The organism is Paraburkholderia kururiensis JCM 10599 = LMG 19447 (genome assembly GCF_003986935.1).
In the GTDB taxonomy this organism is placed as follows: Bacteria; Pseudomonadota; Gammaproteobacteria; order Burkholderiales; family Burkholderiaceae; genus Paraburkholderia; species Paraburkholderia kururiensis.
In genome coordinates, this window is the sequence record NZ_RJZE01000033.1 from 26,150 (window position 1) to 40,847 (window position 14,698).

Consider the following 14,698-nt stretch of genomic DNA (forward strand, 5'->3'; position numbering starts at 1 on the left):
CACTTCCCAATGAAGGCCAAGCACCGTTACCGCAAGATCGCCTCGGCGCTGTTTGCGGTTGCAGTGGCCTGTGGCACGAGCGCTGGCATGGCGGCCATGGGGCGGGGCGCGCCGACGACCGGGCCGGGTACGGCCGATGGCTGGCAGCCGCTGGTTAGTGCCGCTCCGCCGTCGGCGTCATCCGCGGTGGCGGACACCCGGCAGGCGGACACGCCGCTGTCCGTCCCGGCCGGCCCCGTTGTGGCTGCGGCCACGAATGGCACGGCGTCGAACACAGTCGCGTCTTCAGCAGGCGTTGCTGCCGCGTCCATGGATGTGAAGGCCGTGGTCCTGCCCGGTGCCGTACAGGTAGAGCCCACGGGCACCCTGAGCTTCAGCATCACGCCGCAGAACACGAACCTGCGCAATGCGCTGGACCGGTGGCTCCAGACGCAGGGCTGGCAGCTCGCCTGGAAGATTGACGACGACCTTCCTGTGGAGTTCAACGCGACCTTCACGGGAGACTTCCGCTCGATCCTCACCCAGGTCATGCAGGCGACCGATCACATGCGCACGCCTGCGCGCATCTGCCGCCATACCAACAACGTGATCCGCGTCATCGCGCGCGCGGCGAACTGCAAGGACTGACCATGCGCCTCTACCTGCTTCGCACCCTGACCGCTGCCGCGTGTGCCATCGCCCTCGCTGGCTGCGCCGTCACCCAGGGCGACGTGAACAGAGCCTATGACCAGGCAAACACTGCGGCCACTGCTGCGCTCGGCGCGGCATCGAACGGTATTCCGCTCGTTGAGGACGTGCCTACGGCCTTCCTCGGCGACCGGCCGGTGCCCCTCGCATACGAGGCGACATTGCCCGCCGTGTTTCGCGACAAGAAAGTGACGTTCCCGCCCAGGATTGATATCAGGACGCTCGCCACGCTGGTGTCGAGTGCCTCGGGCTATCCCGTTCACGTGAGCCCCGACGTCTATATCCCGCGCGATTCGCTGATTCCCCGCGTGGGAGGCGACGGCAAGGCCGCCGCGCTGACCTCCGCCACGAAGACCAACGAGGATCCCGTGTACGGGCAGCAGTGCGAGCAGTGCGGCATTGGCCAGTACCTGCACGATGTCACTGAGAACCTCGGCCTCGACTGGTCGTTCGACGGTTCGACCATCACCATCAGCCGTTTCGTCACGCGGATGTTCCAGATCGCGGCGATTCCCGGCAAGGTATCGATCGAGTCGAAGATGTCCAAGGGCACCGACACGTCGACGGGCAACCAGTCGACCGGATCAACGGGCGGTGCGAGCACCGACACGGGAGCCTTTACCGCAGTCACCTCAAGCGGCCGCAAGGGCGACTTCGACCAGATCGCGTTGATCGAGAGCGAACTGAAGCAGCTCGCCTCGCCCATGGGCAAGCTCACGGTCAATCCGCAGAGCCGTCTCGTGATGGTGTACGACACGAAGGAAGCGGCCGACCGCATGGGCGAACTGCTCAAGCACGAGAACGCGATCTCCACGCGCCAGGTGATGCTGCGTGTGCGCACGATCCAGATCGCACTGAACCGCGGCACCCAGTCGGGCGTGAACGCCGATGTGGTCTTCAACAGCATCCAGGGGGGGCTGGCGAAGTGGGCGGTCAGCTTTGCCTCACCCACTTCGCTGGCGTCGGGTGGTGGCACCGTTGGTCTCTCGGTGCTACAGCCGAACGCGCCATTCTCCGGGACGAACGCGGTGATTAACGCACTCAACCAGTACGGGCGCACCGTCTCGGACAACACCATCTCGAAGCTCACGCTCAACGGCCTGCCGGTTTCGGTAGCGAACTTCCACAGCGACGACTACCTGCATTCGACCTCGCCCTCCACCGGCAGCCTCACGGCTACATCGGGAGGCGTGCCGGGCCTCACGCCTGGCACGCTGACGACAGGCGACTTCCTGCACATCCTGCCAGCTGTCAACGACCACAACCAGATCGTGCTGGCCTACTGGCGCGACAGCTCGAAGCAGAACGGGCCGTTCACGTCGGCTTCCGTCGGCTCGGGCCAGACCCAGCAGGCGATCCAGCTCGCGCACACCGTGGGCAGCAAGGACGACGAGACGATCGCGCTGTCGGACGGGCAGACCGTGGTCCTCTACGGCGCGGTCACCGATACAGCCGACAGCACGACAAACGGTGGCATCGCGGGCATCACCGGCTCCTGGAACAACTCGCACACGTTCCAGGTGGTGATGCTCACCGCAACCGTTGTTCCCTCGATGTAGGCACGGGTATGCATATCACCGAACCATTGCCGGGGGAGAGACGCGCGCGGCTCGTCTTTGGTCTGGACTGGCGAGCGTATCCGCTCAAGGGGCGAAAGGATGGCCGCGCGCGCTACGCGGAAGACTTCTCGGCCACGCACTACGTCGAGATGCCGGTCGGCGACGTGGTGCTGGGCGGATTCTGTGCGCCCGATGCTGCCGACCTGAAGCGCGTAAGGCTGTACTCGGGCGCGGCGCGTGTCGCCATGCTTGAGCGCGTGCGAAGCCGGCCCGCCGTGCTGGTACTCATGCAGGACGGGCAGCGGGTGCATCTCGTCTACGTCGTGCGCGGCGCGGTGAACAACGACGAGGTGCTGGGCGTCGCGCAGGCGCAAAAGCGTCGCGACGAGATCGCACAGCAATGCCGCAGGCAGGGCGTTGCACTCGTTGTGCTCGCCGCGGGCGAGGCGGTCGCGCCGGGTGATGAACCCTTCCAGACCGTCGAGCTGCTAGCGCTGAAGAAGGCGGGAAAAATCGCGCGGGTGCCGGCCGGTGTGCCGAATGCCGTTGTGTTCCTGCTCGCCGCAGGCGTCGGCATCTTCACGGTCCGGGAAGCGGTCAGTGTGTTCAGTCCGCCGGCGCTGCCCGCCAACGCCCAGCCCACCTGGACGCAGCAGTACGAGAAGGCGGTACGCCACGAATTCGCCGTGCCGGCTCCGATGGCGTCGCAGCTTGCGCCGCAGATCATCGAGTCCGTTGCCGCGCTCGATTCGAACCGCTGGGGCTGGCAGTTCCGGGACGCGACGTGTCCGCCGTCGGGTTACTGCGCGCTCAGCTACACGCGCATGGGCGGAACCTTCGACGATTTTGCGCGCAACGCACCGGTCTCGATGCGGCCGCTCACATTTGATCGCTCGGGTCGCTCGCTCGGCGCGCGGGGCCCCGCAGTGCCAGAGGTGGCCACGGTGGTTGCGGCGCAGTCCCGGGCATGGCCGGGTGAGCAGCAGCTCATCGACCTGCTGCAGACGCCGGCCCAGCAGCTGTCCACGCGGCCGTTCGAGCTCAAGAGCTTCGGCTACTCCGTGCAGATCGGCGCGTCGCAGCCACTCATCAACACGCCACCGCCCGCGAAAGAGCGCCACGGACCGCTGATCCGTGCAGGGACATGGGAGATCGACGGATACCGCTGGCAGGCGCCGCTGCTGGAACGTCTGCCGCCAAACATGACGCTGCAAACCCTCACGGTGTCGCTCGACACGGCCGCGCCGGAGGAACTGGGGAAGGTCGGAATCAGGTTCATTGCGAAGGGCAAATACTATGTCGTCCAGTAAACATCTCACTGCTGCGCTGGGGCTGGGCTTCGCCCTCGCGACGCTCCCGTCTCTCAACGCGTTCGCGGCGCCCACGCCCTCGTTCGATGGTGCGATCTCAGCCGCGCCAGCCGTCTCATCAGTGAAAACGGCCGCCGCTACCGCGAATGCACCGCACGGGGTATCCGCGGCGCACACCGCCGCATCCAGCATCTCCGCCACGCAGACCGCTGTGGCCCGGGTCGCATCGGCGGTGCCTGCATCGCAGCCGGCTTCACCGGTGGTGGCTCCGGCGAGCGATACGCACCTGACGCTGCGCGATATCGACCAGCTCGCACGCAACAAGGTCGCCCGCGCGCTGCGCGATGGCGATGAACCCGGAGCAGGGGCGGCCGCCGCGGCAAAGGCGGCACCGGCCGCCCGCGCGGAGACGCCACCACCTGTGCCCACTTTCGTTGCGCCCGCCGTCGTGCGTACGCCGCGCGTCGATCCGGTCAACTTCGTCGGCTCCTTCTTCGACGGAGCAGGCGCGCATGTCCTCTACGAATACGACGGCGCGGTGTATCCAGCGCGGCTCGGCGAGAAGCTCCTCAACGGATGGATCGTGCGCAAGGTCGATGGCCTGTTCGTGACTGTTGCGCAAGGCAAAGCCATTCGCACGGTCGCGATGCGCGGGAGTGCTCCGGACAGCGCGGCGCCAGCAGCAGGCGCGGGTCCCGTAGCGGTGTCGGGCCCGCTTCGTGACCTTGGCGCGCCCTTGCCGACATGGATCGCGCCGTCGGCTGCGCAGTGAACTGGACATCATCGGGGGATCAACATGTCTTTCTTTGGGAACGTCGAAAACGAACCGAAACCGCGCGCGTCGATCCTGGCGCGCCTTCGGGGCTTGCGGGCAGGATTCGTCGAGGACAGCGAGGCTGCGCCCGTTGAGCCGAAGTTCGAAGGCGCGCGACCGTTGCGCCGCAACCCGGGAGCGCCCCCCGGATCGCTCGGCGCGCGGTTGCGCGACGGGGATATCACGGATGTCGAACCAATCGAGGTGTCGGAGGGCGAGCCGCCCGGTGCATCGGCGGCCGCGAGCACGGGCTTCATGGATGACGTTGAACCCGACACGGGGCGGACTGGGATCCCTTCCGCGGGCGTTTCGCCGCAACCCGCCGCTGGGTCTTTGCCGGAAACGCCGGGACATGACGCGCACCCGCGGGCGACTGCTGCTGAGACGGGTGAGGCCCGCGCGGCTGCCCCGGACAATGCGCGCGGCGACGATGCGTCGTTGCACGACGAGGGCGGTGCAAAGGTTCCTCCGCAAGACGCTGACACCGGTACGGTATCCGGTGGACGTGCCGTCGCGGTGCCGGACATCGAATACGCGCCTGTCGGCATACCCCGCCTCGTGTCGGCAGAGGCGCTGGCCGAGTTCAAGCGCATTCTGTGCGACACCACGGCCGACGCAACGCTTCGTATCACACCCGAGGCCCGGCGTAACTTCGTGGCCGTCGACATGCAGGCGGGCATGGCAGTCGTGATCACGACGCGAGAGTTTCACCAGACACCGCTCTACACCACGTACCTGCGCGATCTCGAACGGCTGCACATCGTCGTACGGGAAGAAATGATCGCGACCACCGACGTCATTGACGGCGTCTACGAGCGCGGTCGCATCCGCCTGTCCACGCATGTACCGGAGGGCTCGCGGGCAATCGCGCTGTTCCGGGACATCATGGAGGCGGGTAACGCATACGGCGCAAACGACGTGCACTGGGAGTCGCGCGACTACCAGGCCGATGCAGAACTGCGCTTCCGGGTTGACGGTGACCTCTACACCTACCGTCGCATGCCGAAGGAGACCGTGCTGCGCGCGCTGTCGGCTGCATATCAGGACCTCGTCCAGCGCAACACAAACAGCGGCAATGCGTTCCAGCCGAGTGCCGCCCAGTCGGCCATGATCCCGCTTGCGCTCGCGAGTGCAACGTTGAACATCCGCTGGCAGAGCGCCCCGCAGGTCAGCGGTTTCGACGTCGCGATGCGGCTGCTCGACGGCAATTTCCGCAACTACAGCGTGCGCATGCCGGACACGATGGGGCTGGAAGAAAGCCAGCTGGAAATCATCGGGTCGCTCGGTCACGCAAGCGGTGGTGCGGTATTGCTTTCGGGCGAGACAGGGTCGGCCAAGAGCACGCTGCTGCGTGCCCTGGCTTACATGGTGGACGGGCGCGAACTCATGAAGCAGTACGCCGTGAGCATGCCCTCCGAATACCCCATGCCGTGGCTGTCCGACCAGTCGGTCCCGCGTGGACTCGACGAGACGGAAGAAGAGTTTCGCCGCAAGGTGGCAGCGATCATCCGCACGCTCATGCGCATGGACCCCGATGATCTGACCGTCGCGGAAATCCTCGACTCGGTTGTGGCGGGTCTCGTCGTCGAACTCGCGCTGACGGGTCACCCGGTGCGCACCACGATTCACGCGGACAGCATCATCGGTGTGTTCATGCGGCTGCTCGGTGACCGCCTGCGCATGACGGCCGATGAGGTGGCGTCCGAGAAATTCGTCAACGCCGTCGGCAACCAGAAGCTCATCCCGATGCTGTGTCCGCACTGCAAGCTGCCGGCGGGCGATGTGATGCGCGCGGACGATCTGGAGTTGCTGCGCACGAAGTTTGGCCTGGATGTCTCGAAGATGGCCTGCCGCAACGACGATGGCTGCGAGCACTGCCGGAAGAAGGGTCTCTTCGCGCGTGACGGCAAGGTCGCCGCTGGCACGAAGGGCCAGACGCTTGCGATGGAGCTTTACCGGCCGACGCCTGAGTTTCTGGACAGGATCGCGGTGCGCGACTGGCGCGGCGCCGAAGAGGCGTGGCGCCGTGAGCGTAAGGCCGATTTCAACAGCGCGGACATGACCGGCAAGACGATCTACGAGCACGCGCTCTACAAGGCATCGCAGGGCATCATCGACCCGCGTTTCATCGACCGCTCGATGAAACCTTTCCGCACGTACCGTGTGATGCCGGACAGCGACGGGAGGATGCCGTCATGACAGGGCGTTTCATCTATCCGCTGCTCATGCGTCTGCCGTACCGGGACCGCATGAAGATTGCAACGTGGCGCTTCCAGAAGGTTCGAGAAAGTTTCTACGAGGAGTCGAAGCTCGACATCGAGGCGACGAAGGGACTGCGCAACCGTGAAACGCTCATGGAGCGGCTGGGCGTGCTCGAGGAGCGCGCCCGCAAGCGGCGGCAGATCGTGTGGATGGTCTATCGCGCGATCGGCGAGCGGCTTGGCAAGGGCGAAGGTTTCGCGATGTCGATGAAGCCGTTCGTCCCCAGCGAGGAGTACGCGCTGCTCAAGCTGGCGGAATCGTCGACGAAGGAGGATGCCGCGCGGCGCGGGTTTGAACTGTGTGCGATGACCGCCTCGGCGCGGCGGGTACTGGCGACGACGACGGCCATGCAGCTGGCCTACCCGGTGATGCTGCTTGCCTACATGTACGGGCTGGGTGCGATGTTCGGCGCGCTCATCTATCCGCAGGTGCTGGAGATCAGGCCGTTGGACCAGTGGACGGCGCCTGGGCGCTTTCTGTATGTCATCGACACGTTCTGCGCAGAGTACTGGTGGCTGAACCTCTCCGTCATCGGTGCGCTCGTCGTCGGCTACTTCTACGGACTCAAGCGCTGGACCGGGCCACTGCGTAACCGGCTCGATGCCGCGCCGCTGATGTGGCGCAACCGGCGCGATCTGCGCGCGGCACTGCTCATTGTTTCCCTGTCGGGGCTGTTCGACTCGGGCCTCACGCTCAGTGGCGCGCTCGAGCGCGTGAAGGCCGACGCCGATCCCTGGCTGCGCTGGCACGTCACGCGCATGCTGCGCCGGCTGGAGCTGAAGCCGGAGGCGCCGATGCGGGCGCTTGAGACCGGGATCTTCTCGGACCTCGTGGTGGACCGTATCGCGGACGCGGAGCGGCGCGACAACTTCGTCGAAGCAGTCAAATCGCTTGGCCGCGGCTCGCTCGACCGCGTGGTGGATGCCGTACGCCGTAACGCGCGCATTACGCACTACGTGCTGCTCACGATCGCGGCAGCACTGTTTATCGGGGTAGGCATCGGCTCCTACGCCGTCACCGGACTCGTCGGCCTGCAAAGCGCGCTTGGTGCGGGCGCGGGCAACTTCTGACAGGAAATGGACATGGAAAATACGCAACTCACACTGGCCCGCAGGCAGGCTATCCGTCGACTCGCTCGCAGGCGGAAGCAGAGCGGGGAACTCTCGCTCGTTGAGGCAGGAGCGGTGCTCGGTGCGATGGCACTCCTCGCCCTGATCATTTATCTGGGCGTTCCGTTCGTGCGCAACATGGTGCAGGCCGCGCACTTCAAGAGTGAGGCCACGATGTTCCACACGGGTATCCAGAACGCCACACAGAACGATGCGAACTTCGCTGGTGAGTCCCTGACGTCGCTGGCGCAGAACCATGCCTTTGACGCCGCTGGCGCACGCGTAGCGGCCGATTACAGCGCGGTGCAGGGCATGTTCGGCGGGGACGTCACGGCTACGCCCGGCACGGTCACGAACGCAAACGACGCAGTAGTGACGACGTATCCGGTGCCATCGGCCGTGTGCTCGATGTCCGCCGCAGCCCTCGCCAACGTCTTCACCGAGGTCACCATCAACGGCACAGTGGTGCGCAGCCCGAATACGACGTTCAGTAGCCAGACGGCCGGGCGTGCATGCAGCTCGGCGGGGCAGGTGGCGACCGTCGAGATGTACACGACGCGCAGCTGAGGAAGCACGACCATGGGCAGCCTGATCGAGCTGGTGGTGGTGCTTGCCGCGTCAGCCATCCTGACGCTGGTGTCGATCCAGCAGGACGTCGCAAAACGCCGCAGCGAGGTGCTGGCCGCAGAAGGGCAGAACGAGGCGGTGATCGTCAACGCGCTCGCGAGCTGGGTGAGCGACAACTTCTCGAACCTGCTGACGCAGTACGCGGCATCGGGTGGCAATCCGGTGCTGGACGCACCGACCCTCGCGCAACTGCAGCGCGCCGGCGAGCTGAAGCAGAACTACACCGCAGGGCCGTTCTGGGGTGGCGCCTACACCATCCAGATGTCGATGGTGCCCCCTGGCTGTACGCAGAGCTCGGGGACGTGCCATGTCGCCTGGGCTTTTTACCCGTCATTGCCGTACACCCGCAATGGCGTGCCGGACGTGGCAGGCGCCGCGCAGATCGCGCTTGCCGGCAACAACGCCAGCAACGGGCAGTTCGGATACTCGTCAACGCGCAATTCAGCGACGGTGTACGGCATCAACGGTGCGTGGAATGCCAGCAATCCTTTGCCGGGGACGCCGGCCGCCGCGATCCTCGCGACCAACGGTGCGCTCGACGATGGTAACTCGCTCTATATCCGGCGCGATGGCAGCCTCACATGGACCGGTGACCAGAACGTCAACGGCGTGAGTTTGCACAACGTCAACAGCATCGACGCGACGGGGACGATCGCGGCGCCAACGCTCGCTGCATCCAACGTCGCGGTGAGTAATGCGGTCCGGACGCCCGGGACGCTGCAGGTACAGAACGCGGCCGGTACTGCTCCGGCGCCGATCAGCACCGGGGCGGCGACCGTCAATGGCAACGCGACGATCACCGGCACGGCTCAGGTCGGGAACATCGCGGTGCCGCGCACGGGATGCACAGGGACCGGGATAGCAGGCGACGCTGATGGGTCGGGCCTCATGCTCTCCTGCCAGCGCGGCGTATGGCTGCCAATTGGTGGAACGATTCTCCGGTACGGGTACTACACCGTAGCCAACGGCTCTGGGGTGCCTGCGCCGAGTTGCGCCGCGGGCGGGACGCCGCAGATCGTCATTGACGGACAGAGCCTCTATGTCGATCCGACGGCAACTGTGAATTACGGCGTGTCCGGGGCGGGCCCGTGGGTGGTCTCGATTACGGACGGAAGCGGCGCGGGCATCGGTGGATGGGCTGTCGCAACGACCTACTGCGCGTTTTGAGGAGAGAGGGAACGTGATTCCGGGAAAGACCTTGGTGCGCGTCGCGCTACTCGCGTGCACGTTGATGTTTTCTCAGGTGTCCCTGGCGGACCCTGTTCGTTGTTCGCCGGGGTATCAGGATTCCACCTGTACACCCGCGCTATCGAATGCGCCGCAGGCGCAGCCGCAATGTCCGAATTCGGCGGGCTGGACGACCGCCGCGGGATCGACCTGGATCGGATCACGATGGACACCGCCCACGTGCAATTACCAGGCACAGCCGTCGTGTCCGCCCGGTTATGACGAGACCAGTGACCCGATATGGAACGGCTCCGCTTGGGTTGGGATGATATGCGCACCTTCCGTCCCACACGTCAGTATCGCGGACCAACAGGCCGCCTGTTTAAGTTACGGACTCGCACACGACTTCTATCCGATTCGATGGACGTTCACTCCATACGAGTACAACGGCCCTTATGACGGCACGGGAACGAGCGCCTACAACACATCGGTGCCGTTATTGGCATGGGAGGCAACCATCGAGGCTGTGTGGGTGGGCACTGGCAGTTTTCCGCCTCCGGCTAATGCACCAACGCAGATGATCGTCGTTAAAGGAGCGGCGGTGGATGTCTGTTGGTTCACGCCCGGCACTACGAACCTCGTGGGGCAATACAACCTGACCGGGAATAGCGGAGGCGGGAACGGCGGGTAATGGCAGGCAGCTTCTAGATTGGCGTACGCAGCGACAAAGAAAGACGGCGTCCATTGGACGCCGCTCAATTCTTGCCGCTCCGCCTACCCGACTATGTTGCCCGTCGTGAAAGTGAAGGTACGAGAAAAATTCGTACCGTTTATCGTTCCGGTAATCGAGACGGTATAGGTCGTGTTAGGCGACAGCGGCGACGCAGGATATGCCACCGCCTCGAACGCCGGCAGCAGCTTATTGGGATCGTTCGCGGAATCGAGCAGTTGGAGCGTGACGGTGTGGCTCGATGTGTCCGTCATGCTTGCCGAAGACAAAACCACTGTATCAGACGGATTCGCTATGACCGCCACTGGCATTCCCCAATTCCCCGAAGTACCCGGAGGAGTTGGCGACTCTCCGCCGCTCGAGTAGGGCACCCCAGTTGTTCCCTGGCAAGGGAAAGTCAACGGCATGGTGCCCGGCATCGCCTGGAGGGTCGTGGCCATCGCCGAGGCCTGAATTTCCGGGAAACCATTGAACGTCGTTTCATTCCAGCCAAGGCCAATGTTCGTCGTGGGCCAGACTCCGATGCTCATGTGGTACACGCCGGACAACCAGTCGTACGCGATCTGCTGTCCGTACTCGGTTTCGGTCAGCTTGGCGTTGGTGTAGAAACCTCCACTTACCCCGATCGACGAGGTTCCGTTCGGATACCCGAAATGCACGGCGCGGTCGTTGTAGGTAACTCCCGTAAACCCCGCGCTGCCGGACGCCTCACTGTCAGTGATCGTCCCGCCATTCAAGCCCATGTACGCCGCGTGTGCGGCCGTCGCCTGGTCCAACGTGGTGTTCTCGACCAGGGTGGGGAAACCGCACTGTTGCCGCTGGGCGTTAATCAGATTGAACGCAGCGAGCTGGGCGCTCGTCGCAGCATACTGCGGGGTCGGTACGTTGCCGCTAGTAGCTGTCTGAGTCGCGGGCGTCGAGCCGGTGCTCGACGATCCCGAGCCGGACCCCGTCGAAGTGCTGCCACCGCCACTGCCGCTGCTGCTGCCGCCGCCACATGCCGCAAGCAACGCAGCGGCAGCCATCGCGACAGCGGTGAGTGCGGAGATATTCTTCTTCATCGTAAACGTTCCTCGGTTATTGAAAGCCGCGCACCTCGCGCGAGCCTGAGTTCAGTCTGCCAGGCCCTTTGGGAAGTCAAGTCGCCGCCTCGGTTGCGGGGCGCACTGTATCGCTAACGGTAAGACTTTGGAATTTCTTTAAGCGTAAGCAGAAAAAACCCGCCACACAGGGCGGGTTCGATGCGCGTCGCATGGATTAAGCCGACGTACGCCGCTTCCTGTGGAAAATCCGCAGTCCGACGAACGCAACGACCAGCAGCACGGCGGTCGATTGCGGCGCAAGTCTTGCCGCGTGAGGGACGGCCTGCGCCGCCACCCACACTGCGAACAGCCCAACCAGCGCGCGACCGGTCGTGGGCCGGTTAAGTAACCGCATGAGCCTGCTGGGCCGTTCGTTGGCCCACTGCACGTACTCCTCGTTGATCATTTCAAGTCCGAGTTGCTTACCCGGTGCTGCCAGTGCTTCGCGATAAAACTTCTCGTACGCGCCAAAGCGCTCATCGCCGTAGCCGCGAAGCCATGCAGAGGTGCTTTCACGAACCATCCATGCGAGGTCTTCCATCGGCTGCGCCCTCAGTGAATGGCGCCCGCGCACCACGGGATGCCTGCCACGGCGTCCGTGATGCAGTGGCCATCCTGCTCGGCGTAATAGGCACCTGTCTCGGGGTGCTGCCAGCCAAACTGGGCCGAGCCGTCTGCACTGAAAACGACAAGCCCCGTCGGCAGGCAAGCCTGCTCAGCTGCCCCATGCATCACTTCACCCCGCCAGCGCGCGCACGCGAGACAAGCCCATTGCTGCACGAAGGGCAGTAGAAGCTGCGCTGCATTTCGATCTTCGACTCGTTGTTCGACACGATGTAGTGCGTTGCGCAGCTCCGGCACGGGGCGATCGAGAGGCGCGCGTCGGCGGCCATCGCGCGCGTAAGGTTATAGCCTCTGTCAGTGGCGAGCAGCGCGCGTCCACCAGGGAATAGCTGGGTATAGAGATCAGCGGCCGCGATGAGTGCCTGCGGCGAATTTGCACCCATCTGCAGTGCTGCACGATACAGCCAGATGAACACCGTGGAGTGCAGGCGATGCTGGGGCCGCTCAACGGACCACTGGATCGAGTTGGGCAGATTGCCGCATGGCGAGCGCTTGCCGTGAATGGTCATGTACATCTGCCGCGTCTTGCTCTGGGGCAGCCCAAATAGCGTTGCTGCCGTGCTCGCACGGCACCCGTGAGCCATCAGCGCGGCCGCGTACATTTCGTGTGTTTCACGCCCGAGACGCAGTTCGGTCCAGCTCGCCGTGTGAGGCAGTTCGCCCGCGCGAAACGGTGTGGTTGCCATGATGTGGTGAGCCACCTGTTCGACATTCAGCTCGTTCGCTGTGAACTCGAACCAGAAAGCGGGATTCACAAAGCGCCAGCGAAAGAGAGGCAGGTCGCCGATACGCTCGAGCGCAGCGCGAAGCTTGTAGCCCGGCAGACCGCCGAGATACAGCGCCAGGTCTGGCGTCATGCCGAGCAGCGGCGCGCTCAGCACGCTCATGTTGGCCACCGCCTGGACGAGGTCGAGGAACTGGCGGTTGTGGTGCTGGATCGACTGTGTGGTCAGTGCTTCGCGCTGTGCGGGCAGGCGGGCGCGCAGCTCGTCAACCGTGCGCGTCGTCGACGTGCCATCGACGAAGCAGCGCCAGTCCTCAACCGTCGGTAGTGATGGCGAGAGCATGAGAAACGGCGCGCCGAGCAGGGTGCGCAGCGATGCCTCGTTGTGTACCAGATGATCGATCTGCGAGACCTCGACCCCGTAGATGGCATTGAAGGTGGGTCGGGAAATGAGCACCTGCTTGATATGCTCGACCAGGTCGTAATTGACGGCGAGGATGCGCTGTGCGACCCAGCGCGGCAGGTGCAGTCGTGGGATGGCCTTGTAGTCGTCGGCCGTTCTCGTGCGGTTGTTCATGGTTTGCATTTTTCTTTTCGTAACGTGTGTCTCTTCGTGTGGCCAAAAGCGGCCACAGCCCCGGCGCCCCCGCGCGCGATCAGGCGGCCTTGCGTGCTGCGACTATTTCGGTGTGGAACTTTCCGACGAGGTCCGCCAGCGCCTCGAAGAGCGGCGCGAACCGGCGAGGGTTCCCCTCGGCGGTGCAGAGCAGCTGCGCGCTGTGGTAACGCTGCACGAATTCACCGAAATGACGGATGAGTTCGTTCAGCTCGCTTTCCACGCGCCGGCCCGCTTCAAGCGCCGAAGCGTTGGCTTTAAGCTGTGCTTCTATACGGGCGGCTTCGTCGGTGCGCTGTGCGATCTGCTCCTCGAGCTCCTGCGACTTCGCGAGCAGCTGGTTGAAGTGCTCGTTCATCCGCCGGACGTCCTCTTTCACCTTCGGATCGTCCTGGGCGGGTGGCCGCGTCGTCAATTCAGCCACCTGGCGACGCGCGGCGTCGAGTTCATGCTCCATGTCGTGCAACTGCTGATTCAGCGCATTCTTGCTCTGCCCAACCAGCGCAAGCTCGTTGCGCAGCCGGTCGCTCGCTGCCTGCGTTTCTGTCTGCGAGGCCCGCACCTGCTCGATTTCCTGCCGCAGTCGTTCGCTTTCGAGGTTCGCCGAGTTGAACTGCTCAAGCAGGCTTGCGTACTCGTCGTTCGCGGCTTCCAGTCGCTCCTGGTCGGCGGCAATGCGGTCCTGCTGCTGGCGCAGTACCTGCACGAGCTGCTTGACGGTCCGCGTGGACATTTCGGGATTGTCCTTCCTCTTCTCGATGATCGCCTCGACGATGTCGTCGCCAACGTCGTTGCCCAGCAGCGACTGCATATCGGTCAGACGCAGGAATTCGACGGCGTCCGCGTTATCGTGAAATCGGGCATAGGCTCTCAGGTGCACGCGTATCTTCGATTTGGACATGCGATGCAGCCGTTCCAGATAGGCAAGCGCATCTGTGTTCGCGCGCTTCGTTGTCGCGGGCGTGTCGCCAAAAGTCACCGCATAGGCTGTTTGCAGCAGCCTTACTGTCTCGCCAAAACGAAAGCCGAGCGTCATGTGCTCGTGCATGATCCGTCGCACTGATTCGTTGATATCGGTGCTCGTTTGCATCAACTGCTGGATTACGTCAGCCGGCAGCTTGTCCGCAAACATGTCGTGCGCGACTGTTGAGATTTCCTGTCGTGACGGCAGGTGAATGCTGTAAAGATCCTGGATATCGCTTTCGGCGGCCGGAACAATGGCGCCATCCTCTGGGACGGTTGGATCGAAGCCGGGATCGAGGGGCAGCTTTTTCTTCGTGCTCATGCTCGTTTTTCGTGTGCGGTGTGGTGTTGAGGATGGCGGGTGCTCACAGGGCTACGGGCCTTGGGCGGGTGGCCGAAGCGCTCGCCAGTTCGAAGGTGATCG

Annotated in this window: 12 protein-coding genes; 8 read left to right on the forward strand and 4 right to left on the reverse strand. The window is 64.3% G+C overall.

Translation table 11 applies throughout. The features are described 5' to 3' along the window. The first annotated feature begins 9 nt into the window (after positions 1-9). The 8 genes from PKKP23_RS29960 to PKKP23_RS29995 all read left to right on the forward strand — a co-directional run bounded on the left by PKKP23_RS29960 (position 10) and on the right by PKKP23_RS29995 (position 9,535). A complete protein-coding gene (locus tag PKKP23_RS29960; RefSeq protein WP_240659193.1) occupies positions 10-627 on the forward strand; it encodes a toxin co-regulated pilus biosynthesis Q family protein in 618 nt (205 codons plus the stop codon). 2 nt (positions 628-629) lie between these two features. Next, positions 630-2,246, forward strand: coding sequence for a type II secretory pathway protein (locus PKKP23_RS29965; protein ID WP_126879551.1), 1,617 nt, complete (start codon positions 630-632; stop codon positions 2,244-2,246). Positions 2,247-2,254: 8 nt separating this feature from the next. Then, positions 2,255-3,556 carry a hypothetical protein gene (locus PKKP23_RS29970; RefSeq protein ID WP_126879552.1) on the forward strand — a complete coding sequence of 434 codons (1,302 nt, stop codon included), beginning with the start codon at positions 2,255-2,257 and terminating at the stop codon, positions 3,554-3,556. Beyond that, positions 3,543-4,328 (forward strand): hypothetical protein, encoded by a 786-nt coding sequence (locus PKKP23_RS29975; RefSeq protein ID WP_126879553.1) that lies wholly within the window; start codon positions 3,543-3,545, stop codon positions 4,326-4,328. Before PKKP23_RS29970 ends, PKKP23_RS29975 begins: the two co-directional genes overlap by 14 nt. 558 nt (positions 4,329-4,886) lie before the next feature. Further along, the gene (locus PKKP23_RS29980; protein WP_338120183.1) at positions 4,887-6,569 is read left to right on the forward strand and encodes an ATPase, T2SS/T4P/T4SS family; all 1,683 of its coding nucleotides are present in this window, start codon (positions 4,887-4,889) and stop codon (positions 6,567-6,569) included. After that, the gene (locus tag PKKP23_RS29985) at positions 6,566-7,702 is read left to right on the forward strand and encodes a type II secretion system F family protein (RefSeq protein ID WP_126879555.1); all 1,137 of its coding nucleotides are present in this window, start codon (positions 6,566-6,568) and stop codon (positions 7,700-7,702) included. The genes PKKP23_RS29980 and PKKP23_RS29985 overlap by 4 nt, the downstream gene beginning before the upstream one ends. Before the next feature lie 126 nt (positions 7,703-7,828). Further along, positions 7,829-8,308: a type 4 pilus major pilin gene (locus tag PKKP23_RS29990; RefSeq protein WP_240659194.1), complete on the forward strand. Its 480-nt coding sequence runs from the start codon at positions 7,829-7,831 to the stop codon at positions 8,306-8,308. Positions 8,309-8,320: 12 nt separating this feature from the next. Then, positions 8,321-9,535: a hypothetical protein gene (locus tag PKKP23_RS29995; protein ID WP_126879557.1), complete on the forward strand. Its 1,215-nt coding sequence runs from the start codon at positions 8,321-8,323 to the stop codon at positions 9,533-9,535. 774 nt (positions 9,536-10,309) lie between these two features. On the opposite strand, the gene PKKP23_RS30000 is transcribed toward PKKP23_RS29995, so the two are convergent. From PKKP23_RS30000 to PKKP23_RS30020, 4 genes are all read right to left on the reverse strand, one after another. Then, a complete protein-coding gene (locus PKKP23_RS30000; RefSeq protein ID WP_126879558.1) occupies positions 10,310-11,326 on the reverse strand; it encodes a CAP domain-containing protein in 1,017 nt (338 codons plus the stop codon). Between the two features lie 196 nt (positions 11,327-11,522). Continuing rightward, on the reverse strand, positions 11,523-11,888 hold the full coding sequence (locus tag PKKP23_RS30005; RefSeq protein WP_126879559.1) for a hypothetical protein: 366 nt from the start codon (positions 11,886-11,888) through the stop codon (positions 11,523-11,525). 190 nt (positions 11,889-12,078) lie between these two features. Beyond that, positions 12,079-13,281, reverse strand: a complete 1,203-nt coding sequence (locus tag PKKP23_RS30015; RefSeq protein WP_126879560.1) for a FlhC family transcriptional regulator — start codon at positions 13,279-13,281, stop codon at positions 12,079-12,081. A gap of 70 nt (positions 13,282-13,351) precedes the next feature. Beyond that, positions 13,352-14,596, reverse strand: a complete 1,245-nt coding sequence (locus PKKP23_RS30020) for a hypothetical protein (protein ID WP_126879561.1) — start codon at positions 14,594-14,596, stop codon at positions 13,352-13,354. Positions 14,597-14,698 lie beyond the last annotated feature (102 nt).

Coding starts and splice junctions, on each gene's coding strand:
- PKKP23_RS29960 (WP_240659193.1), top strand. CDS start 10: ATGAAGGCCAAGCACCGTTACCGCAAGATCGCCTCGGCGCTGTTTGCG.
- PKKP23_RS29965 (WP_126879551.1), top strand. CDS start 630: ATGCGCCTCTACCTGCTTCGCACCCTGACCGCTGCCGCGTGTGCCATC.
- PKKP23_RS29970 (WP_126879552.1), top strand. CDS start 2,255: ATGCATATCACCGAACCATTGCCGGGGGAGAGACGCGCGCGGCTCGTC.
- PKKP23_RS29975 (WP_126879553.1), top strand. CDS start 3,543: ATGTCGTCCAGTAAACATCTCACTGCTGCGCTGGGGCTGGGCTTCGCC.
- PKKP23_RS29985 (WP_126879555.1), top strand. CDS start 6,566: ATGACAGGGCGTTTCATCTATCCGCTGCTCATGCGTCTGCCGTACCGG.
- PKKP23_RS29990 (WP_240659194.1), top strand. CDS start 7,829: ATGGCACTCCTCGCCCTGATCATTTATCTGGGCGTTCCGTTCGTGCGC.
- PKKP23_RS29995 (WP_126879557.1), top strand. CDS start 8,321: ATGGGCAGCCTGATCGAGCTGGTGGTGGTGCTTGCCGCGTCAGCCATC.
- PKKP23_RS30000 (WP_126879558.1), bottom strand. CDS start 11,326: ATGAAGAAGAATATCTCCGCACTCACCGCTGTCGCGATGGCTGCCGCT.
- PKKP23_RS30005 (WP_126879559.1), bottom strand. CDS start 11,888: ATGGAAGACCTCGCATGGATGGTTCGTGAAAGCACCTCTGCATGGCTT.
- PKKP23_RS30015 (WP_126879560.1), bottom strand. CDS start 13,281: ATGCAAACCATGAACAACCGCACGAGAACGGCCGACGACTACAAGGCC.
- PKKP23_RS30020 (WP_126879561.1), bottom strand. CDS start 14,596: ATGAGCACGAAGAAAAAGCTGCCCCTCGATCCCGGCTTCGATCCAACC.